Annotated in this window: 17 protein-coding genes and 3 pseudogenes; 5 read left to right on the plus strand and 15 right to left on the minus strand. The window is 62.3% G+C overall.

What is annotated here, in order from left to right:
* The 3 genes from C3L37_RS14585 (at position 1) to C3L37_RS14595 (ending at position 3,124) form a co-directional block, all read left to right on the plus strand.
* The gene (locus tag C3L37_RS14585) at positions 1 to 1,029 is read left to right on the plus strand and encodes an LLM class flavin-dependent oxidoreductase (protein ID WP_129115355.1); all 1,029 of its coding nucleotides are present in this window, start codon (positions 1 to 3) and stop codon (positions 1,027 to 1,029) included.
* A 94-nt stretch (positions 1,030 to 1,123) separates the two neighbouring features.
* Positions 1,124 to 1,966: a fumarylacetoacetate hydrolase family protein gene (locus C3L37_RS14590; RefSeq protein ID WP_129115356.1), complete on the plus strand. Its 843-nt coding sequence runs from the start codon at positions 1,124 to 1,126 to the stop codon at positions 1,964 to 1,966.
* A 288-nt stretch (positions 1,967 to 2,254) separates the two neighbouring features.
* Positions 2,255 to 3,124: an amidohydrolase family protein gene (locus tag C3L37_RS14595; protein WP_129115584.1), complete on the plus strand. Its 870-nt coding sequence runs from the start codon at positions 2,255 to 2,257 to the stop codon at positions 3,122 to 3,124.
* Between the two features lie 165 nt (positions 3,125 to 3,289).
* Here C3L37_RS14595 and C3L37_RS14600 read toward each other — a convergent pair.
* From C3L37_RS14600 to tnpA, 5 genes and pseudogenes are all read right to left on the minus strand, one after another.
* A pseudogene (locus C3L37_RS14600) lies at positions 3,290 to 4,584 on the minus strand (RNA-guided endonuclease InsQ/TnpB family protein).
* Positions 4,585 to 4,587: 3 nt separating this feature from the next.
* Positions 4,588 to 4,734: a DUF2080 family transposase-associated protein gene (locus tag C3L37_RS14605; protein WP_129115357.1), complete on the minus strand. Its 147-nt coding sequence runs from the start codon at positions 4,732 to 4,734 to the stop codon at positions 4,588 to 4,590.
* 503 nt (positions 4,735 to 5,237) lie between these two features.
* Positions 5,238 to 5,996 carry an IclR family transcriptional regulator gene (locus tag C3L37_RS14610; protein WP_129115358.1) on the minus strand — a complete coding sequence of 253 codons (759 nt, stop codon included), beginning with the start codon at positions 5,994 to 5,996 and terminating at the stop codon, positions 5,238 to 5,240.
* A gap of 500 nt (positions 5,997 to 6,496) precedes the next feature.
* A pseudogene (locus C3L37_RS14615) lies at positions 6,497 to 7,727 on the minus strand (RNA-guided endonuclease InsQ/TnpB family protein).
* The gene (gene tnpA / locus C3L37_RS14620; RefSeq protein WP_129115359.1) at positions 7,724 to 8,110 is read right to left on the minus strand and encodes an IS200/IS605 family transposase; all 387 of its coding nucleotides are present in this window, start codon (positions 8,108 to 8,110) and stop codon (positions 7,724 to 7,726) included. The pseudogene C3L37_RS14615 and the gene tnpA overlap by 4 nt, the downstream one beginning before the upstream one ends.
* A 1,281-nt stretch (positions 8,111 to 9,391) precedes the next feature.
* Here tnpA and C3L37_RS14625 point away from each other — a divergent pair.
* Positions 9,392 to 10,720, plus strand: a complete 1,329-nt coding sequence (locus tag C3L37_RS14625; protein WP_129115360.1) for an OFA family MFS transporter — start codon at positions 9,392 to 9,394, stop codon at positions 10,718 to 10,720.
* Between the two features lie 15 nt (positions 10,721 to 10,735).
* Here C3L37_RS14625 and C3L37_RS14630 read toward each other — a convergent pair whose 3' ends face one another.
* The 7 genes from C3L37_RS14630 to C3L37_RS24400 all read right to left on the minus strand — a co-directional run bounded on the left by C3L37_RS14630 (position 10,736) and on the right by C3L37_RS24400 (position 16,839).
* Positions 10,736 to 11,044 carry a hypothetical protein gene (locus C3L37_RS14630; protein ID WP_129115361.1) on the minus strand — a complete coding sequence of 103 codons (309 nt, stop codon included), beginning with the start codon at positions 11,042 to 11,044 and terminating at the stop codon, positions 10,736 to 10,738.
* A gap of 7 nt (positions 11,045 to 11,051) precedes the next feature.
* Entirely contained in the window at positions 11,052 to 12,059 is a 1,008-nt protein-coding gene (locus C3L37_RS14635; protein WP_129115362.1) for a glycosyltransferase, read from the minus strand.
* Positions 12,052 to 13,251, minus strand: coding sequence for a DUF354 domain-containing protein (locus C3L37_RS14640; RefSeq protein WP_129115363.1), 1,200 nt, complete (start codon positions 13,249 to 13,251; stop codon positions 12,052 to 12,054). Before C3L37_RS14640 ends, C3L37_RS14635 begins: the two co-directional genes overlap by 8 nt.
* 73 nt (positions 13,252 to 13,324) lie before the next feature.
* A complete protein-coding gene (locus C3L37_RS14645) occupies positions 13,325 to 14,650 on the minus strand; it encodes a nucleotide sugar dehydrogenase (RefSeq protein ID WP_129115364.1) in 1,326 nt (441 codons plus the stop codon).
* A complete protein-coding gene (locus tag C3L37_RS14650; protein WP_129115365.1) occupies positions 14,643 to 16,037 on the minus strand; it encodes a nucleotide sugar dehydrogenase in 1,395 nt (464 codons plus the stop codon). The genes C3L37_RS14645 and C3L37_RS14650 overlap by 8 nt, the downstream gene beginning before the upstream one ends.
* A 46-nt stretch (positions 16,038 to 16,083) precedes the next feature.
* Complete coding sequence (locus tag C3L37_RS14655) at positions 16,084 to 16,668, minus strand: acyltransferase (protein WP_129115366.1); 585 nt, start codon at positions 16,666 to 16,668, stop codon at positions 16,084 to 16,086.
* Positions 16,669 to 16,671: 3 nt separating this feature from the next.
* Positions 16,672 to 16,839 carry a hypothetical protein gene (locus C3L37_RS24400; protein ID WP_164974760.1) on the minus strand — a complete coding sequence of 56 codons (168 nt, stop codon included), beginning with the start codon at positions 16,837 to 16,839 and terminating at the stop codon, positions 16,672 to 16,674.
* A gap of 338 nt (positions 16,840 to 17,177) precedes the next feature.
* Here C3L37_RS24400 and C3L37_RS14665 point away from each other — a divergent pair, with 338 nt between their 5' ends.
* Positions 17,178 to 17,513 carry a hypothetical protein gene (locus C3L37_RS14665; RefSeq protein ID WP_129115367.1) on the plus strand — a complete coding sequence of 112 codons (336 nt, stop codon included), beginning with the start codon at positions 17,178 to 17,180 and terminating at the stop codon, positions 17,511 to 17,513.
* 224 nt (positions 17,514 to 17,737) lie between these two features.
* On the opposite strand, the pseudogene C3L37_RS14670 reads toward C3L37_RS14665, so the two are convergent.
* The 3 genes and pseudogenes from C3L37_RS14670 to C3L37_RS14680 all read right to left on the minus strand — a co-directional run bounded on the left by C3L37_RS14670 (position 17,738) and on the right by C3L37_RS14680 (position 21,806).
* Positions 17,738 to 19,422: pseudogene (locus C3L37_RS14670) on the minus strand (glucosamine inositolphosphorylceramide transferase family protein).
* 244 nt (positions 19,423 to 19,666) lie between these two features.
* The gene (locus C3L37_RS14675) at positions 19,667 to 20,680 is read right to left on the minus strand and encodes a Gfo/Idh/MocA family protein (RefSeq protein WP_228546249.1); all 1,014 of its coding nucleotides are present in this window, start codon (positions 20,678 to 20,680) and stop codon (positions 19,667 to 19,669) included.
* Positions 20,673 to 21,806, minus strand: coding sequence for a DegT/DnrJ/EryC1/StrS family aminotransferase (locus C3L37_RS14680; protein WP_129115370.1), 1,134 nt, complete (start codon positions 21,804 to 21,806; stop codon positions 20,673 to 20,675). The genes C3L37_RS14675 and C3L37_RS14680 overlap by 8 nt, the downstream gene beginning before the upstream one ends.
* Positions 21,807 to 22,098: the final 292 nt, after the last annotated feature.

The following is a 22,098-nucleotide window of genomic DNA, read 5'->3' on the forward strand; positions in this document are numbered from 1 at the left end:
ATGACGGATATCACGTTCGAATACAACGTCCCGGTGTTCGCAGGTGCGCCACGAGAGGGAACAGATCCTGTTCATCGGGATACCCCTCGATACGAGACGCTCGACTGGGAGACGACGAAAACCGGCATCCGGAAAGCGGAGGACCTCGGATTCGACGCCGCGTGGGTTCCTGATCACCTGATGTTAGGCCGAGATTACGCTGAGTACGAGTGTTGGACGCTGCTGTCGGCGATAGCGGGATTCACGGACGCTATCAACATCGGGTCGTTGGTGCTGTGTAACGACTACCGGAACCCCGCTTTGGTCGCCAAGATGGCGGCAACACTCGACGTGATTTCCGAAGGACGGCTGGAACTGGGCCTCGGTGCCGGATGGCATGAGCCCGAGTACGATGCGTATGGTTGGACGTACCGCGACGGCTTCGAGCGTCTGATGCGCCTCGACGAGAGCATTCGGCTGATAAAACGGATGTGGGGCGGTGGGAGCGATGGTGTGAGTTTCGACGGCGAGCACTATCAAATTGAGAACGCCACCTGCTCACCCCCGCCGGTTCAGGATCCCCATCCGCCAATCCTCGTCGGCGGACAGGGCGAAGAGGTTACGCTCAAGCTCGTCGCCAAGCACGCTGATATCTGGAATACGGACGTGTTCAACGGCGATGTGGATACGCTCGAACACAAAATTGGAGTTATCGAGGGTCACTGCGAGACAGTCGGCCGTGACCCCAATGGGATCGAATACTCGTGGGACGGTCACATCGTCTGTACGCGCAATCGAGAGAAGTTTGATCGCCTACTCAAGTTGATGACGCCGATCCAGTTCGAAGAGGAGTACGTAGACCAAGCGCCGATCCTCACGGAGGAAGACGCTCGCGAGTACTTCATTATGGGGACCCCCGAAGAGTGTGCCGAGGCGATCGAACGGCGCGTCGAAGCTGGCGTTACCAAGTTTCAAGGGTGGTTCGTCGACTTTCCAGACACGGGTGGAATGGAACTGTTCGCCGACGAAGTGATGCCGGAGTTCGAGTAATCCTTCGCCGGTTTCCCTCTGACCGCCCGTCCAAGCGCGTTCCTCCCTTCGAAAATCAAAACAGTTAGGTCGCCGGAACTGAGATGGTCGGATGATGCAGTTCGTACGTTACACCGCTGGCAGCACTCCGCAATGGGGCCTGCACGAAAAGGACCGGATTATCCCCCTCGCCGGTATGCGCGAGGATGTCACGTATCGGCAACTGGCTGACAAAGGGTTTCTTACCGTGGTTGAGGACGCGGCCGAGGCGGCACCCGCTTCGACGATGTCAGTTGAAGAGGTTCGCCTTCTCGCGCCGGTTCCTCGGCCGGGAAAAATCGTCTGCGTCGGTCTGAACTATCACGATCACGCGGAAGAACAGGACGAGGAGGTGCCGGAACGTCCGCTGTTGTTCGGCAAATCCGGAACGGCGGTCACGAACCCCGGAGATCCGATCGTGCTACCCGCCGAAATCGACGAACTCGACTACGAGGTCGAACTAGGAGTCGTGCTCGGACGGACCGCGAAGAACGTCGACGCAGCGGATGCTCGCGATTATGTCGCAGGGTACACCGCGATAAACGACGTTAGTGCACGCGACGCGCAGTTCGCGGACGGGCAATATTTCCGCGGTAAGAGTTACGATACGTTCGCACCGATGGGACCGACGCTTGTTCCTGACCACCGCCTCAACCCCCACGATGTAGATGTCGCCTGCCGCGTCAACGGCGAGACGAAACAGGAGTCGAACACGAATCAGTTCATTTTCGGTGTCGACAGATTGATCGAATATATCAGCGGGATAACTACGCTTCGACCTGGCGACGTTATCTCGACCGGGACACCCGGTGGTGTCGGTATTTTCCGCGACCCGCCAGAATTGCTCGCGCATGGAGACAAAGTTGATGTAGAAATAGAAAACATCGGAACGTTAACTAATCCTGTCGTCGAAGAGTGATTGCGGGACTACACAATCAAAAGTATATCGCCAGCTACCCGGGTATCATATTGTCGTGACCGGCGAGGCGGAGTGGTAGCGCGATGTCGCTCGCGGCTATGCCCGCTCTGATGCAGTTCCGATCGAATTGGGCGGCCACGAGGGATCGACCATCTGGGTACCCAACTTCTCTCTGCGGAAGGCGATTGAATCATAGTGGATGATCGCGATCGATAGTGGATACCTGAAGGGAAGATCTAACGGCCTCAAGATAAGTTTTAGTATGATATCGTCCGATCGAGGCGTATGGTGCTTGATCCTCACACGCACGCATGGGGCGCCGCGAGTCGGGAACATCCTTGGATCAACGGCCCGATTCTCGACCTCGTTGACGGCTTTGACGTCCACACCGTGTACACCGCCGACCGACTGCTCAACGATATGGATCGAAACGGCGTCGGCGAGGCCGTCGTCGTCGGGTATCCGATCTGCGAGTGGACAGACAATCGTTACACGGTCCGAGCTGCCCAGGAACACGACCGGCTGTACGGAATCATCATGCTGGACCCGTTCGACGAAAACGCCGCCCAGCAGCTTCGAAAGTATATGGCTGTCGACGGCATACTGGGTTTCCGTCTCGGTGCAGTCTGTCCGTACGACCAGATGTGGAAAACGTTCGATCCGAGCGTGACGTGGCTCCGGGAGGCGATCGGTGCGACCGAGTTTTGGCAAGCCGCCAGCGATACCGGCGCAGTCGTGCAAATCCTATGCGATCACAGCCAGCTAGACCAGGCACTGGAACTCGTCGAGGCCTACCCCGATCTGACGTATCTCTTCGATCACTTCTGTCACGCCGGGCCAGATACCCCGACCGACACGGGTACCCTCGCGCGGCTTACCGACTTCGCCGAATACGACACCGTCGCGGTCAAGGTTTCGGAAATCCCCCACCGGTCTGAGACGGGATTCCCTTACGAGGATATGCACGACCACGTCCGGTGGTTTCTCGATCTGTTCGGTCGAGAACGCGTAATCTGGGGCTCCGATTATCCGAACATCAGTGACGTTGCCGAATACGCCGAGTCGCGGTTCTGGCTCGAACAGGTTAACTCGCTATCGGTACGGGACCGTGAGTGGCTGACTGACCGCGCTTTCCGCGGTCACGTCGGGTTCGATTGATGTCGTTCACCCGAGCGTCACCAAGCTAACCGCGCGCACAGACGAACGACGAGGAGGAATTCAATACCTCGGTTCGCTAGGCTGATGTGGACGCCAATAATTCGTGTGGACGAGGTCATCAGTACTGGCAGCGAGACTTAGTAGATACCGGTGAACTACCCTGCCCTACTCGCTCACGGCTGACGCCGTTCGCTCCGTGAGGCCGGGGCTTCCTGCTTCCACGACGCGCTTTGCAGACACCGAATGGGTTCCCGTAGCGAGCGCAGTCTCCACAGGCGTTCGAAAATCGCGTAGCGATTTTCGCAGCCCAGCAGAATCGCGCCGCGGTTCTGAGGACGTTGATTCGGAGTGAACCACTCCTACTTCCGTGATACCGCGAGAAAGAATGTTCAGCGCCGCGTTCGCGTCTCTGTCCGCTTCGAACCCGCACAACGGACACGAGTGTTCACGGACCCAGAGCGGTTTGTCGGTCGAAACACCACACTGCGAACACTCCTTGGTCGTTCCTCGCGGATCAACCGCTACAAAGTGCGTGCCTTTGCGTTCGCACTTGTATTCGAGCATCCGCAGGAACGTCCCCCACGCCGCAGACGCTCGGTTCCGGCTGTTAGATGGGAGTTCCATCAGCTCCTTCGCGTCAAGGTCTTCGACCGCGACGAGGTCGTATTCCCGAGCGTAGTATGCGGACAGTCGGTGAAGGAAGTCGCGGCGTTTTCGTTTCAAGTCGGCGTGACGCCGAGCAACGACGCACTGTTGCTTGCGGTAGTTCGCCGACCCGTGTTCTTTCCGCGAGAGCTTCCGTTGCTCGCGTTCAAGCCGCTCTCGTTCCTCGGAGAGATCGAGCGAGCCGACCGAGAAGCCGTCAGAATCGTGGGTGTACGACAGAATTCCCACGTCGATACCGACGCACTTCTCGGGATTCTCGGGCTTCGGTGGCGCGTCGTTCTCGGTTTCGATGCCGAGAACTGCGAACCACTCGCCCGTGGGTTCTCGTTTGACCGTGACTTGTTTGACCGTCGAATTGTCGGGGATCTCGCGGTGGAGTCGGATCGGCACGTCACCAATTTTGCTCAACCACAACTGGGTCCGACCGCTCGTATTCTTGAGCTTGAAGCCGGTCTGGTTGTAGGTGAGCGAACGGTATCCCGAGGACGTTTCCATTTCAACATGCCGACGGTACGTCCGTTGTCTTTCTGTGCTTTGAGCGTCGAAAGGTTGTCGTAGACGCGCTTGACAACCATCTGAAGGACTTTCGAGTGAACGCCTTTCAGGTCGCTCCACCACTTCTTGAGGTTGGGGAGTTGGCCCTGAAGGTCGTAGCGGGCCGGGATACCGTCGTCGGATTTGTTGAGTTCGTAGAGGCAGTGGTTGTACAGTTGCCGACACACGTCGATGTGGCGCAGAAGCTCGTCACGGACGGCTTCGGACGGCGTAAGTCGGTACTTGTAGTTGTACTGCATGGACTACTCGTCTGAATCGGGTTCGGAAACACGGGCGACTTTCACATCGGCACCTCGCCACCGTTGCGGGACGATGACATGGGCGCTATTTCCGGATGGTTTTGCGGTGCCATCGAGAACTTCGTGGCCGTCGATTTCGAACCGATCCATTACGAGTGTATAGACTATGGATAGACAAAAGTGTATCGGTACGTGGGTCTGTGGGCCTGCTACCGGACACGTTTGAGAACTGTGCGGGCGTCGCCAGAACGCGGAAGCGTTCTGGCTGCCAACCAGAAGCCGTAGGCTTCTAGTGACGTTGACGAGACGCTGCGCGTCTCGTTCGCACGCAAGAGCTTCGCTCTTGTGAACGCTGTATCCCCTCCCTACTCGCGCCTCCGGCGCTCGTTGAGGAAGGAGACTTAGCGCCTCGATTAGTTAAAGTCGACTTGTTCGACGTAGTAGGGATCGGAGGTGGCCAGTATCGTAGAGCCATCACCGCGAAGAAAACCAACTATTTCTGTACGCAGTATGCGTTCCTGTGTAGTCCGAATCGGTGCACCGTAGGTTGGCACATTATTCATAGTTGGATGAGTTTGATCGATAAATTCCATCGTTGAGTCGTTCCCTATCTACTTTGAGTATTACTTATACGCTTACTTCTGCAAGCAGAGCTAAGAATATGTCAAATTAACTTCAATAACGTTCGTGCTTCGTAGAACCATTCGCGGAAGTTTCTCTGTAAACCGTTCTTCGGGCATACGGCTCTTCGGTCCAGAAACGCTTATGGCCGCGATTGCTCGCCCTCCATCATTAGTAATTGGAGCGGCAACGCAGCGCATACCTTTCACGCGTTCTTCGTCATCATACGCGTAGCCACGGTCGCGTATCTCGTCGAGCTGGTTGTAAAGCTCCTTCCGGTTCGTAATCGTATTTTCTGTCACCTGGGGCAATCCACGACGATCGAGTATTTTGTCGACTTCTTCACGCGGACGGTTTGCCAAAATCGCTTTTCCGAGCGCCGTCGTTTGGAGCGAGACGCGCATCCCCGCGTGCGTATCGAGCCGGACCGCGTCAGGACCTCTTGCACGGTAAAGAAACACCCCAAGGCCATGCTCTTCGATCATAATGTTTGCGTGTTCCCCCGTTTCCTCTGCGATCGTGTTGATTTCGGGGCGAGCTATCTCGAATACCTTGTTACGAGATCGAGCGTGGCTCCCGAGCTGGAGGAATCGGGTACTCACGTAGTACTTACTGTCTTTTTTGATGAGATACTCCTCCTGTTCGAGCGTTCGGAGATGATCATGGATCGTGCTCGTCGGTTTTCCCAGACGTTGAGCGACTTCTGAGACTCCTGCTCCGTTGAGTTTGCGGAGTACTTCAATTATTTCTAACGACACTTTGGCCGCTTTCACTGGGGTATTCTTGGTCATAGCCCATCCAGTAACACACTCGATTAAAACTCTTCCGCCATCACCGGATAAACTGTTTGCGATGATCGAAAGGACACTATCTAGGTTAGCACCTCCGCTGGCCACTCCCGTTCCACACTTCAGCTACTCTTAAGAATGAGATTGAGGCAATTTCTGCCCTCACAAGAGATGCCTTTCACGGCAAGTCTCTCTCAAGTGATGAGACGACCTCCGAGGACGGTCCCGAGTTTCGCATGCTGGCCGGAGTGAGTAGCATTGCTGGGCCCGTCGGCTACTATCTCCTTCGTCAGCGCAGTTCTACCGCTGCGGACGAAGAGTGGTTATCCTTTCTGCCAGGTGAATCGTGATGTTGTGAAGCAGCATGTCCATCCCGACAGATAGAGGTGGTATTTCAACGCGAGCATCGATCCGTCTTGACCTCCTCCACGCCGTAAACGACGTGGAATCCCACCATGGGATTTCAGGCCGACTGATTCGACCCTAAGGTTTCAAGACGCATACTACCCAAGCGTCAATTGCTGGACCTCAGCATCGGCTTGGGAGCCTTGCGGGCCGGTCAAACGGTCCCCCGTCCCCAACCGAGTCATCGTCACCCGTGTGTTCTCTGAGGTGACTCTCTCCGTTGAGGTAGCGGTCTGCAATATTGAGTGCGGCGTTGACATCCGCTTGGTACTCGCGGACCCAACACTCTGGATTCGTGCATCGGAACGTGGCTTGAGCGGGGCGAGTTCCGCGTTCCCCGCAACAGTGGCATGACTTCGATGTGTACGCGGGATTCACCGTTTCGACGCGAATTCCCATCTCGGCGGCCTTGTAGCGGAGTTGTGCGTACATCTTCGCAAAGCCCCATCCGTGAAGCCGTCGGTTCATGAACGAACCGTAGTCTATGTTCTCGCGGATGTGGGTGAGGTCTTCGAGGACCAACACGGGGTTCTCGAATTGGGCGGCGTAGGCGACGACCTCCGACGTGACCGTGTGGAGTATATCATCTATCTGCCGCCACAGCGAATCCCCGTAGGACTCTGCGATACGTTCGCTTCCGCGTTTCTGAAGGCGTCGGGTCGCCGTGAAGTACGTCTCACGAAGTTGCCGGACCTGTTTGCCTTCATCGTTCCAGAGGTTGGGTGTAGTCGGGGAGCCGCACTCGTCACGGTGACACACCGTTACCAAAGAGGCTTCCCCGATGTCTACCCCAATCGGCGTTTCGGACGCCGAACTGGATGTACTTCGTTCCTCCACGTCCCGCGTAGCGACGACGTGCAAGTACCACTCACCGCCACGGTCGAACAACCGACACTCGCCCATCTTCGCGTCTCCCGCGTGTAACGCTTCCAGCCACGCCCGCTGTTCTGGGTTCGGTTGGGCGGGAAGCCACAGATGGTAGTCGTCGTGATGCGGGATTTTGACGTACCACCCGATGGCGTTCTGTGGCTTGTGATCGAGTCGAACCCCCTCGTTCGTGAACCGAACTGGGTGGTCGTCGTGAAGCTCCTTCGAATCGTAGCTTCCACCACACAGTTGTGGAACGTACTTCTTGAGGGCGTTCTTCGCGTAGCCGCTCAGGTTGTAATTGACCACCACATCGTTCGCCGCCGATTGAGTGGTACATTCCGCGCCGAAGGCGGCTTCGAGGGCTTGCTGGTGGGCCATTTTCGTCTCAGAAAGCTTCCGATGCTTGTGGGCGTTCGGCTCTACCAGTTTGAGTTCCAGCGTTTCGGTGACTTCCGTCATGCATCCGCCTTCTGCCGTTGGATGTATTTCTCGACTGTTTCGCTGGATACGTGACCCGTCGTCCCTGCGTAGTAGCCGCGTGCCCATCCGATTTTCTGGCCGTCGTGGTCGGCAAATCGGTGGTTGTATTTCCGCGAACTGATACCTTTGAACCAGTTGGCGAGAAGTGACGGGGAGTGTTTCGGCGGGCTACTGACGAACAGGTGGATGTGGTCGGATTGAACGATGAGGTCGATTATCTCTAAATCTCTCTCGTCGGCGATTTCGTGGAGAATTCGACGCACACGGTCAGCGACCTCGTTAACCAGTACCGAGTTGCAGTACTTCGGTAACCACACTATGTGGTAGTTGAGGTTGTAAGTCGCGTGCCGTGTGGTCTTCATCCGTATCCACACTATGGGTAGCGCGAACCTTGAAACTACCGAAGAGGGTGGGAAATCCGGCCTGTTGTAGCAAGTAGACCGGACGCACTATTCCTATCGCGCAACCCCCGCCTGAGGACGGGGTATGCTCTTGCGGTCTGTATCATACGGAGAATACGCGCAATAGTGAGCAACGACACGGACAGACAGTACGCCGCGTCCGAAACGAGCAAGCACAGACGTCGACGGCCGGAACACGACGATCGTCTCGATCGAGGCAACCGAGCGGACAGAAGTCTCCCCGTTTCCAGGTGTAGGATGTTTCGAATCGTTCGGATATCGTATGATGCGAATGAGACGAATAGGACGTGTTACACGGAACGCACGAATTGTGCGGAAAAGGCGAAGAGCGCACGAGGATAGAGGCATAGAAGCGGTGGACGGATCATTCAGTCGACACGGGCCATCCGAATGATCCGTTCTATACGAACCTACCGAACAAATCGCATGATACGCTTGATACGCAATATTCAGATCCTACAGTCTATTCGTGAGATACGACACACGCAGATCGTGCGAGAGGTACGCTTCGCTCGAATGGGGGATCGCTGGTCGCTTCGCGTCGTTCGAACGCCCTGGCTGACCCGGATGAGACGTCCGCGCGTATAGTTCAAAAAACGTGTGTCATCTCGAACGTTCGTATGAGACGAACGACACGGACCACGCACTCGATCGTCGCCCTCACCGACGGAATCGGCGCACGGCGACGATCGACGCCACAGGTAGCCCTGCGGGGTCACGGCGCGATCAGGGCGAACCGGATCGAGCGGGGACGGACCGACGGAGTGAAGTACCTCGGGGATAAGCCTCGAGGCTTCACCGTTTATGGTATGCACCGCACCCGCAGGCGAATTCAATTCCCCTCGGCCTTCCCCGAATGGGGTCGGCTGGAATCAACACCCGAACGCTCGGTGCGTCCGTGAGGGTCGGTCGCTCCACCACGACCCGATAGTGTCCGTCTCACCACGTCTCTGACGCGGGGTTTGAGAGACACCACATTTCCATAGTTTGCTCAGTCAGCATTGGATTAAGGTCTTTACCCCGTCTTTGAGGTTCTCTGACTGTATCAACTGCGTCGAACCAAGTGGTTATAAAAACTCTGTGTCGGCTTCACCCTCGGGGTCAAGCCCCGAGGCACTCGCCTTGCTTATCAGTAGATCCGATCGAACCCGCGTTCGAGCGATTCCGAAACCACCGGTGTCCGACGGTTTATTTGACGGAGCGAGCAAGGTTCGAGCATCGATGACAGGCGAGGATTCGGAGATTAACTATACCCAAAGGGCGCGCGACGCGCTCGGATTTTCCCGCTGGTGGCAGATCGCGGCGGCAGCCGCGATGATGGCCGCCGTCAGCCCCTACCAGTACGTCTGGTCGTCCATTCAGGAGCCGCTGGCCGCCGCGTTCGACGTCTCGCTCGCGGCGCTCGGGCTAGTGTTCTCGCTGCACGTCGTCTTCCAGTCGCTCTCGCAGTTTCCAGCCGGATGGTGGCGCGACCGAAACGGACCGCGGCGGGTGACGTTTCTGGCCGCTGCTCTCGCGGGCGGCGGCTACGTCGGTCTCGCGTACGCGACGGATCTCTGGCAGCTGTATGTCCTCTACTCCGTGGGCGCGGTTGGCGTCGGGATCATCTACACCGTCGCCGTCAACACCGCCTTGAAGTGGTTCCCGGATCGCGCGGGACTCACTACGGGCATCGGGACGATGGCCTTCGCTGCGGGGAGCGCCGTGTTCATCCCGTATGTGCAGGCGAACGCAACCGTCGAAGGATATCCGGCCGTTCTTCGAAACGTCGGCATCCTCATCCTCGGCGTTCTCGTGCTCGGTGCCGTCGTTCTCCGCGACCCCCCGAGTCGCTGGATCGAGCAGACTGATGGCAGAGCGACCCGAGAATCGGACGGAGGGGCCCGAGAGTTGGATCGAGGAAATCGAGGGGATCGGGGATCGGACGGAGGAGCCTGGGAATCGGTCGGCCGGCGTTCATTTACGTGGCGTGAGGTGATCCGAACGTGGCAGTTCTGGCTCCTCTACGCGATGTTCGTCGCTGTCAGCGGGGCGGATCTCCTCATCATCGCACAGATCGTCGGGTTTGCGGAGAGCGTCGGCTTCACCACGATCGTCGCGACCGTCACCGCGACCAGACTCCCTATCGCAAGCGGCGTCTCGTGGATCGTCGTCGGCGATGTCTCGGACCGGTTCAACAGAAAACACGTCATGGCCGCGTCGTTCCTCCTGGCGGGAGTATTTCGGATACTCATGGTCTACGTGGGCGTCGTGGGAACCGAACTGCTGTTTGTCGCGTCGGTGATCCTCGCCATGTTCTTCTCTTCGCCCCTCTACGTGTTGTTTCCCAGCATTCTGAGCGACTACTTCGGGCTCGAGCACTCCTCATCGAACTACGCGCTCCTGTACTCGGCGAAGATGTGCGGCGGGATTATCGGCGGAATCGGCGCGGGGTATGTCGTGCTCTCCTCTGGGTGGACGACGACGTTCGTCGCCGGAGGCGTGCTCGCCACCGCTGCGGGTGTCGCCGCGTTCGCGCTTCGGCCGCCGAAGCCGACCGTATCAAACTGAGGGAAAGCAGATTCGTTAGTCGGTTCTGGGGAAGTTCCGGTCGTACTCTGGGTCGCCTTCGCGTGGCTGGACGACGACCAACGAGTGCGGCGAAAGCCCCGCCAACCGAGCCGAGAGTCGGCCGAGTTCCTCGCGCCAACCGGCCTCGCCCTCGCGCGGCAAGCGAACGGTGACGAGGTCGTCCGCGGCGGATTCTTGCTCCAGTGTCGGCAGCAGATCGCCCCACGAGGCGACCGAGTCAAACTCCACCGGCAGATCCGACTCGACGAGGCCGAACAGCCGCTCATATTGGTGCGTCTTCCCCTCAACGACCAGTACCGTCAATTCGGACTCAACACACGCCGCGATACACCGCAAGTAACCGGTCGGCCATCTCGTCGACGCCGAGGCCGGTCACGACGGCGCGGCCGTTCGACCGCCCGTCGGACGCGAGCACCGACTCTAGCCCCGCGACGAGGTCGGCCTCCGAGTCGGCGACGACCGAGTTCTCCACTCCGGCGAGCACGTCGGGGACGAACCCAACCGACGTCGAAACCACCGGAACGTTGCACGCGGCCGCCTCGCGGACGACCATCGGCCCGCTCTCGCGCGTCGAGGTGACGAGCAGCGCGTCGCTCGCGTTCATGTAGTAGGGCATCTCCTCGTAGGCGACGCCGGAGACGGCCTTGAGTTCGACGTCGACGCCGCCGCCGTCACTACCGTCACCACCGTCGCCGCGGTCACTCTCACCATTGCCACGGTTGCCCCCTACCTCAGCATTGCTCCCAGCGCGGACGCCCTCGACGACGCGCGCCGCGAGGTCGTAGTTCTTCACCGCGCGGTCCGTCTCGTACGGGAACAGCACGATCCGTGCGTCGGGGTCCCAGCCGACCCGTTCGCGCGACGCCGCGCGGTCGATCGGGCGGAACAGGTCCGTGTCGACGCCGAAGGGGATGTAGTGGTGCGGCACCGGAAGTTCACGCGCGAGCGGCCGCGACGGGGCGATCACCGCGTCGCTTCGGCGGGCGGCGGCCACGGTCACCCGCCGCAACCACGCCGGACCCATCACGTCCGACCCCCAGAGGGTGAGCACGACCGGCCGCGTCGGCTGGGCGAGCGCCACCGGGCCAACCAGCCCGTAGTTCGCGTGGACGAGGTCGTACGATCCGAACCCCTCGTGCAGCACGTCGGCGTAGAAGCGCGCGTACTCGCGAGGCGAGCGGCCGCTCTCACCCTCTCCGGTCGGTCGCGGCACGGTCACGGTCGTACACTCGACGCCGCGGGCTTCGAGCGCCGTGACCTGCTGGGTGAAAAACGAGCGCGGCGATGTCGCGAGCTGAAGGACGCGGAACTCAGTCATCGCTCTCGGGCGTCGTCGGTTCGGGTGCGGCGTCCGACGGGTCCGCGGTCGACGGGTGCTCCGGCTTCGAGTCCGACGTCGGTACCGGTTCCGGTTCCTTCAGTTTCGGCGGCCAGCCCTCGCCGCGCAGCGCCGCGAGGACGACCTTCGTCGTGTCCCCCTTGTCGGCGAGCAGCAGTCGGCGTCGGGACTCCCACTCGTCGCCGTCGTCATCGTTGCCACCGTCGCTACCGTCGTCGCCCGCGTCGCCGTCGGAAGTCGAATCACCGTCGAGGATGGCGAGCGCGCGCTCTAGTGCGTTCCCGTGGCGGTAGGCCCCCTGGAAGTTGTACAGCAGGCCGTACTTCGCCTCGATCTCGTCGGTGTATCCCATCCGGAGGGAGTTCACGTACAGCGCCGGCGTGCCGAGGACGGCGCTCTCGACGGCCATCGTCGCCCCCTCGCCGACGAACAGGTCGGCGAAGGCGAGCACGTCGTGGATGCGATGCGGTTCGACCGTGACGCGCCGGTCCTCCAGATCGTCCGGGAGCGGAGCCTCGGAGGTGATGAGCACCCGCGCGCCCGTCGCTTCCAGCCGCTCAACCACGTCGCTGATGTCGTCGAACCCGCCCTGCCCGACGTCATGGGACGCTTCCCACGAGACTAGCCGGAGCACGACGAACCGCTCGTCGGGGTCGATGCCGCGGTCCGTCAGGGCGGACGGATCCGGTTCGAACCGGTTCGGGTGGAGGTACGCGAGCTCGTGGTAGCCGGGGTACCGAACCTGCTTCGGACCGACGTCGTCGGCGTAACACTCCGGCGTCCACACCTCGTCCGCGAAGGGGAACGTGATCCGATTCGCCGGGGCGTGCTCTGTGTCGGTGAAGACGACGCTGCGCGCACCGACCAGCGCCGCGACGTGGGCGACCGCCGTCCCGCCGATGGCGGCCACCACGTCCGGTCCGATCCGCCGAGCATGGCGAAGAAGGCGCGCCTCGTACAGGAGCTGCGAGCGGGCCATCCCGGCAATGCCACCGCCCTGCCCGCCGACGAGCACTTCGTGATCGATATCGTACGCGCGGAGGAGGTCGACCGCGACCTCCTTGTCGCGGGCGAACACGTGCACGTCGTGACCATCGTCCTCCAGTTCGGCGATCGCGTGTTTGAAGAAGTGGACGTGCGCCGGATGCTGAATCGTGATTACGTAGTCCATGTTGGGTGTCCCAGTTTCATACGCTCGAAGGGCTTCGAGGGCCGTCCGCTCACGGCGTTTCGAGGTCGTCCGCTCACAGTCGCTCGTAGGCGAAGCCCGCCGAGACGGCCTCGTCTTCATTCAGCGCGCCCAGCACGTCGACCAACACCGGATCGTCGTTCAGCGCCGCCGCCATCATCTCGACGTCGAGGTCGGCGAACTCGTCGTGCGGCGTCGCCAGTACCACGCCGTCGAAGCCGGACAGCGACAGCTCCGCTTGCACCTCGATACCGAAATACTCGCGCATCGCGTCATCGTCCGCGTGGGGGTCGTGGCCGACGACCTCCACGTCGTACTCCGCGAGCGCGTTGACGACACCCTTCACCTCGGAGGTTCGGATGTCGCCGACGTTCGGCTTGTAGGCGAGCCCGAGCACGAGCAGCCGGGAGTTCCTGAGGACTTTCCCCTGTCGATTGAGCGCCTTCAGCGTCAGCTCCGCGGCGTGCTTGGGCATGTACTCATTGATCTCGCGGCTCTGGAGGATGAGCTTCGGCTGGTACCCCGCCCGCTCCGCCCCGTGGGCGAGGTACAGCGGGTCGACGGGGATGCAGTGGCCGCCGACGAGACCAGGGTGGTACGTGTGGAAGTTCCACTTCGTACCCGCGGCCTCGATGATCTCCTTCGTGTCGAGGTCGAGGCGGTCGCAGATAATCGACAGTTCGTTCATCAGCGCGATGTTGATGTCGCGCTGGACGTTCTCCGTCACCTTTGCCGCCTCCGCCGTCTCGATGTTCGGCGCGCGGTAGACGCCGGCGTCGACGATCGACTCGTACAGCGCCGCAAGGTCCGCGAGCACCTCGTCGTCCGAGCCGCTCACGATCTTCACCACTTCCTGGAGGGTCCTATCCGTTCCCGGTGCGAGGCGCTCGGGCGAGTAGCCGAGAAACAGGTCCTCGCCGACGGTCAGCCCGGACTCCGCTTCGAGTATCGGGCCCATCACGTCGCGCGTGACGCCGGGGTAGACCGTTGATTCGAGCACGACCGTCGTGTCCGGCGAGACGTGCTCGCCGACGGTTCGGGCCGCCCCCTCGATGAACGCGAGGTTTGGGTTCTTCATCTCGTCGACCGGCGTCGGAACCGTGAGGATGACGTAGTCGGCCTCGGCGATCCGTGCCGCGTCGGTCGTGAAGTCGACCCCGCTCTCCGCGACGGCGTCGTCGCCGAGGTCGCCGGTGGTGTCGGTGCCGCCCGACAGCGTCACGATCTTGTTCTCGTCGATGTCGTAGCCGAGGACCTCGTGGCCCGCGTCGGCGAACGCAACGGACAGAGGGAGTCCGACGTACCCCTGACCGACGACGCAGATGTGGGCGGTCTTGGCGCACGTCTCGGACTCGGTTCGCTTCGCGCTCGCTTCAGACATTGATGCCGATCCCCCTGTAGTGAATCGCGTCGTGGTCGCGGAGCGCCCGGAGTGCCTGCCGACCGTCGACGACGACGAGCTTTCGATCCCCATTGGGAGCGAACGCGGGAAGATCGAGGTCGGTGAACGCCTCCTGCGGCGTCACGAGCACTACCGCGTCGTACGCGTCGTCCAGCTCGTCCAGCTCGGCGAGCGTCGCACCCGCCTCCTCGAACGGCTCTCGGTGCGTGTTCACCGGATCGACAGCCGTCACGCGGACGCCCTCGTCTGTCAGTCGTTCGATGAGTGGCAACGAGGGGGTCGCTCGGATCTCGTCGACGCCGGGGCGGTACGTCAGGCCCAGCACCAGCACGTCCGCGTCGGCGGGATCGACGCCTTCGGCCCGGAGGCCGTCGAGCGCGTGCTCGGCCGTGTAGACGGGCATCTCGTCGTTCGTCGCCCGAGCGGCGGCCATCACGGGCGTCTCGGTCTCGAACGCCTTCATGACGAACTGCGGGTAGTAGGGGATGCAATGGCCACCGACGCCCGCGCCGGGCGTGTGGATGTTACAGAACGGCTGGGTGTTCGCCGCGTCGATCGCCTCGGTCACATCGATTCCCATCTCAGCGGCGTGTTTCGCGAGTTCATTCGCGAGGCCGATGTTCACGTCGCGGTAGATCCCCTCGAACACCTTCACCGCCTCCGCGGTCGTCGCGTCCGACACCGCCAGGATCTCGTTGTCGTTGATCTGCTCGTAGACGAGTGCCGCAACGCGCGTGCTCTCCGCGTCTGCGCCGCCGACGATCTTCGGGTACGCGCCGCGGATGTCCTCCAGCGCGCGGCCACTCGACGTTCGCTCCGGACAGAACGCCAGCCCGAACTCGCCGAGTTCGAGGCCGGATTCGCGCTCCAGGAGGGGGAGCAAGCGGTCGACGCAGCTACGCGGCGGGAGCGTCGACTCCGCGACGACCATGTCGCCCGGGGCGAGCCCGGCCGCGACGTCCCGCATGACCGACTCGATCACGGAGAGGTCGGGCGCGCCGTCGGCGTCGACGAGTGTCGGGACGATGCCGACGTGGATCCGCGCCTCGCGCGCAGCCGCGACGGTGTCCGCCGTCGCCCGGAGGGCGTCCGCCGAGACGAGGTCGCGGACCAGCTCGTTGAGGCCGGGTTCGCCCGCGATGTGGCTCCGCCCGGCGTTGATCGACTTGACAACCGACTCGTCGACGTCCGCGCCGACGACGTTGCGGGTCGCGTCGGCGTACACCGCCGCGAGCGGGAGTCCCATCTTGCCGAGTCCGTAGACGGCGACCGGGACCTCCCCGCTCGTGAGCGCGTCTCGTTGTTCGTCGGTCGATGCGTCGCTGCCGTATAGTGCCGTGGTTTCGTGTATCCGTGCGCTGCTCATCTAATCACCGAGGTGGAAGCCCCGTCGTTAACGGCGGGCGAGGACGTCACGCGAGTGTGTTCTCCGTGGCGAGTTCGTCCGGGAGCGGTTCGTGTGTCGCCGGCGCGCCGACCGCGAGCGTCTCCGGCGGGACGTCCTTCGTCACGATCGCGCCGGCGGCGACGAACGCCCCCTCGCCGATCGTGACGCCCGGGAGGATCGTCGCGTTCGCCCCGACGGAGACGCCGTCTTCGATCGTCGGCCCCTGCATCTCGACGTCACGTCGGACCGGGAAGGGGTCGTTCGTCAGCGTCGCCTTCGGTCCGAGGAAGACGTTGCTCCCGATCGTCGTATGCGTCGGGACGTACACGCCGGTCTGCATGCTGACGTGCGAGCCGACGGTCGTCGTCCCGTCGATGACGGCGTCGGTCCCCACGACGACGTTGTCGCCGATCGTCGTATCCTCCCGGACCAGTGCGTTGTGCCCGGTGGTGAAGTCGTCGCCGATCTGGACGCCGGCATAGACGATCGTTCCCTGCCGGATCCGCGCCCTGTCGCCCAGCTCGGTCGGCGGGGCGTCCTCCCGATGACGGTAGCCCACCGTCGCGCCGTCATCTATTTCGCAGTCGGTTCCGGCGTGGTACCGACCCATGCGCTACGCCTCCACGCGCCCTGTTGTCCTCGCATCCGCGTCGCCTTCCGAACCGTCTTCGGCGTCGGTTTCGGTGACCGAATCGCCTCTTCGACTGACGGCGAAGCCGATCGCCATCAGACCGAGGGTGAGAAGACAGACCGCGACGAGGAGTTTGGTTTTCCCGTTCATGGATGAATCACTGCGGGTATCCGCGGTTTCAGGCTGAACGCTGTGCAGGAGGAGGCTTTATTATAGGCGGGATAAACGCCGTTTTAGGCGACTATTAGGGTTCTTGCGGTAGTTCCTTCGGCCGATTCGCGAGCCGCGGCCAGGGCGATTTCAGTCTGCGGCGTCGACCGACGCGGTTCCAGCCGTTGCACCGATAACGACGTCTCCGTCGTCCACCGCGCTCCCCTCGTTCGCCAGCTCGCCCGAGAGGTGGCCGGCTTTCCGCATGACGGCCGCGTCCGCGGGATGAATGGGTTTCGAAGCGAGAACACGTTCGACTTTCTCCCGTTCCGCTTCGGGTGGAGGTGTTGCTCGCGTACCTGCTCGACGAACCCAGGGTCGACGTCGCCGAGTCGTGGTTCACACGGATCGACCGCAGGTACGTGAGCTACGTGACCCTCACGGAGGTAACGTACGTCGGGTACAGACACGCCCGAGTGACGACCGTAGACGACTTCGTCCGACGGCTCCGGGAGTACGGGATACGGCCGGTCGACTGCGCCGAGGTGTGGCACGACACCGCGTTTTTCAAAGGTGAGTACTCCGTCACATTGGGGACGCGTTCGCCCTGGCAACCGCGCTCGAAACGCAGGCGGCGCTTCTTGTCGGGGCGGACGACGATTTCGAAGGGATAGAATACATTCGAACCGTGCGGATTCGAACCGATCTAGCGTGATTCTATCTGCCGCCAGCGCCCACGCCGACTTCAACGCGGCGTAGCCGCTGTTTCGCCGGTACGCCGCGCTCTCGTTCGTGGACGCGAAGATCGCTGCGTCCGCGCGCCGGGAGAGCATCGAGTCCCTCCACTCGTTCGACGCCGTGGAGGGACTCGACTGCCTCAACGCGGTCGACGATCCGTTCAGGTGATCTTGCCCACGAAACGTCGGAGTCCCTCCGCGTCAAGCACCCCATCGAACAGCCAGTAGCCGTAGATCTCGCCGGGCCAGCGGCGTCCCCCCACCATCGCGTCGCCGAGGACGGCGTACCCGGCGGTGATGCCGGGACCGTTGATCCCCGACGCGGATCCGAGGTCGGTCCCGTCCGCGTACGCCCGGTACTCGTCACCGCCGCGGACGAGCGCGAGCCACGTCGTCCGTGATGGATTCCCACCCTCGGTCGTCTCTTTCCGCGGTCCGTCGCTCACCGTCACCCGCCACGACGAGCCGGCGGCCTCGACGACGAGGCCGCGGTCGCTCGCGAGCTTCCCGTAGTCGAGCGCGGTCGCCTCGGGTGCGCCGTCTGCCGAGACCGCGAGGAGGAGAGAGAACGTGTCCGCGCGGAACAGGTCGGCGAAGTCATGCGGCATGACGATTCGGTCCCCGTCGGAGGGAAACGCCCGCCCCACCCCGAACGTCGTCGAGTCGACCATTCGGGTGCCGCGAGCCATCGCGTGTCGTCCGTTCCCGGAGCGGTCGTACACCGTCCCCCCGGCAACGTGGTCGAAGTCGTACCACACGGCGACGCCGTGCATTCGAACGAGCGCCTCAGACGCTAGTTTCGGAGACGTCGCCGGCGCGTCGAAGATGCCGATGGCGTACTCGCCGGACGCGCGCGTCCCGTCGACCGCGCAGCGCCACCCCTCTTCGGGCCCGAGGTACCACGGATCGAACGTATGCATCGAGGTCTCGTTCCACCCGGTGCCGAACTCGGCGGCGACGGGCGACGCCGGAAGCTCCTCGTCGGCGTACGTCTCTGGCGTGAGTTCGGTCACCCGGTAGGCGCGGACCTTGTCGCCGTACTGGTCGCGGAGGTCCTGAAAGAAAACGAAGACCCCGTCGTCGGTGACGATCGGAGGACCGCCCTGTCGGGCCGCGGTGATCCGATCGGCGACGACGGGATTCTCCGCGTGCGGCGTCCAGTCGGTCGCCTCCAGTTCGTCGCTGTAGTACACCATCACCTCGTCGTTGCCGCGGTCAGTCACGAGCCACCAGCGCCCCTCGTAGCGGAAGAACGCGGGGTCGTGCGAGTAGTAATCGACCTCGATCGCGTTGCCGACGTGCTCCCATGCCGCCGGGACGTCGGTCGCCTTCCACAGTTCGACCCGCCGCCCCGTCGGCGGGCACATGTAGTACTCGCCCTCCCACCTCCAGACCAGCGGGAACGACGTGTGGTGGTTTTTTGCAGGACGATTCCCTCGTACGTCCAGTCGAGTCCGTCGTCGCTCGTCGCGTGGCCGATCGCCGCGTCGGGATCCCGATCCTCGTTGACGATCTCGAAGAACATGTGCCACTCGTCCCCCTCGACGAACATGAACGGGTCTGCGACATAGTCGACGTCACCGAAGTCCGTCACGTCGGAAGCGATGAGGACGGCCTCGACGGCGTCCGGGGCGGGCCCCGCCGCAAACGGCCCCGCTTCGAATTCGCCGTCCGCGTAGGGGTACGTCGGAATCGTCGCTCCCGTGTGCTCGAACGCCCGATCCGACGTCTTCGGTCCCGGCGTCGACGAGTTCACTGGCGCGTCCTCCCGCGAAATCGGTCCCATCGAACACCCGGCCATCGTCGTCAGCAGGCCGCAGAGGAGGGCCCGTCGGTTACACAGCATACGAAACGCATCAATGAACTGAGTGTTGGCTAATCATGAATTACCGAACAGAAGATAGTATCTAACTTCGTGTTAGACCCCGATTACCGCGCTCTAAAGCCACCTTTCGTCAGTATTGGTTTTAAAAATATCTGAGATGATATAATTGGGGTCGGGAGTAGAGGACGCAGAACGGAAGCCCTCGGAGCGAGGGAGCGATCGCGGTTTCGGGTGATCGTTCGGGAGCGGCGGCGAGAGCGCGACGTCAATCGTGGGAAGACGCCGATTCCGGGGAGACCTTCCGACGACAGTCAGCCACATCGTCGGCTGAGAGGACGAGTTCGTCGAGCCGCCGCGTCATCTCAAGCGCCCGGAGACCGTCCTCGCCGGACACGACGGGGTCCGAGCCGGTTCGAATCGCCTCAACGAACGAGGCAAGCTCTTTTTTCAACGGTTCACCGCGGTCGACCATCAGCTGTTCGACGACGCTCTCGTGGCGGTAGCGGACGTCGCCGTTGTCCTTGACGTACTCAGGCACCGACTGGCGGTGGATCTCGATGGTCTGGCCGATGTAGTCTACCTTTACGCGGGAGTCGGCCGCCGAGATCGTGAGCTTCCGAACCTTCTCTTGAGTCACCCGACTGGCCGTGAGTTCGGCGACCACGCCCGAGCCGAACCGGAGGTTCGCGGCGGCGTAGCTGCCGCCGCGTGCACCGACGGCGCTGACGTCCGTTACCTCGTCGCCGACGATGGCGAGCACGATGTCGACGTCGTGGATCATAAGATCCATGACGGCCGTGTCGTCGATCTCGCGCTCCAGCGGCGGGCCGAGTCGCTCGGCCGTGATCGCGATGATGTCGAGGTCGTCGACGAGCTCCATGAGCGTCACCACAGCCGGGTTGAAACGCTCGACGTGACCGACCTGGAGGGTCACGTCGCGTTCGTTCGCGAACTCGATGAGCGTTTGGCCGTCCTTGGGGTCCTCAACGAACGGCTTCTCGACGAGCACGTGCACGCCCGCGTCGATGCACTCGCGCGCCGCGTCGTAGTGGTACTGGGTGGGAACGGCGATCGACACGAGATCGATCCGATCGAGCAGGTCGTCGAGCTCGTACGCCTCCGTGCCGTACTCGGTGGCTATCTCTTCGGCTCGCGCCGGGTCGGCGTCGTAGACGCCTTCGAGCGCCACGCCGGGGAGGTCCCGATAGACCCGGACGTGGTTCTGGCCCATGCTGCCGACGCCGATGACGCCTGCGCGGAGGGGTTCGCACTCAGACACGGCGCACCTCCGTCGCGGTAGGGTCCGTCTTGACCGGCTCGATGAGCGCATCCGCTAGCGCGCCGGCGACGGTTTCGAGATCCTCCTCGGAGAGGTTGGGATGGACAGGGAGCGAAAGCACCTGCCCCGCGAGCATCTCGCTGGCCGGCATCGGCGGGCCGTCGTACCATTCGAACGCGTTGAGGCGGTGGATGGGCGTCGGGTAGTACACCGCGCTCCCCACCCCGCGTTCATTGAGTGCCTTCCGAAGCGCGTCGCGGTTGCCGCACCGGATCGTGTACTGGTGGTAGGCGTGGTCGCGACCCTCTGGGACCACGGGCGTGATTGCCGGCGTGTCGGAGAGATGTTCCGTCAGGAAGGTGGCGTTCGATCGGCGGGCTTCCACGAACTCGTCGAGGCGATCGAGCTGGCCGAGTCCGATCGCGGCGGCGAGGTTCGTCATGCGAAAGTTGTGTCCGTGCTCGACGTGGACGTACGCGCCGTCACCGCGTCCGTGGTTGACGAAGCGGGCGGCTGCCGCCGCGATCTCCTCGTCATCCGTGGTGATCATGCCGCCCTCGCCCGTCGTCATGTTCTTCGTCGGGTAGAAGGAAAAGCAGGCCGCGTTGCCGAGCGAGCCAGCGGGACGCCCGCGGTGGGTCGCGCCGTGGGCCTGCGCGGCGTCCTCTATGAGAACCGTGTCGTGTTCGTCAGCGATCTCCCGGAGGCGGTCCATCTCGGCCGGCAGCCCGTACAGATGGACGGGCATGATGGCGTCGACGTCGCCGTCGCGAGCACGAATGGTCTCTTCGACGGCGCTGGGATCGAGGTTGTACGTCTCCGGGTTGACGTCGGCGAACGCGGGCGTCGCGCCGGAAAAGAGGATCGCGTTCGCAGTCGCGACGAACGAGAAGGGGGCCGTCACGACCGTGTCGTCCTCCCCAACGCCGGCTGCGACGAGCGCGGCGTGCAGCGCAGTCGTTCCGTTCGACGTTGCGACCGCGTAGTCCGTCCCGCAGTAGTCGGCGAAGCGCTCTTCGAATGTTCGAACGACGTCGCCGTCGGCGAGCATGCCCGATTCGAGCACGTCGACGACACCCTTGAGCTCGGCATCGCCGATGTCGGGAGCAGCGATGGGAACGCTCATGCTCCCCTCACTGTCCGTCCGTCTCCTCGCCGCTTCCCTCCCGTCCCGGTCGTCGGTGCAGCGCCGCGCCGCCTCGCTAACGTGCGTCGCCGGCGGGGCGGGAGTGCGCCCGATTGACCCAGTCGTTGCATCAACTAGATCCCGCGACCTCCGACCGCTTTATTATCGGCTCGCTAAGCGGGCGAGTCGCGGCGAGCATTGGCTATGTAGTCGCGCGAATCTACGTATTCAATCGCACGAACGCACGTCCCGCGCGATGTACGCATCCGCATCCAACAGGGATCGCAATTAG

The sequence above is a fragment of the Halegenticoccus tardaugens genome, assembly GCF_004116405.1.
GTDB lineage: Archaea > Halobacteriota > Halobacteria > Halobacteriales > Haloferacaceae > Halegenticoccus > Halegenticoccus tardaugens.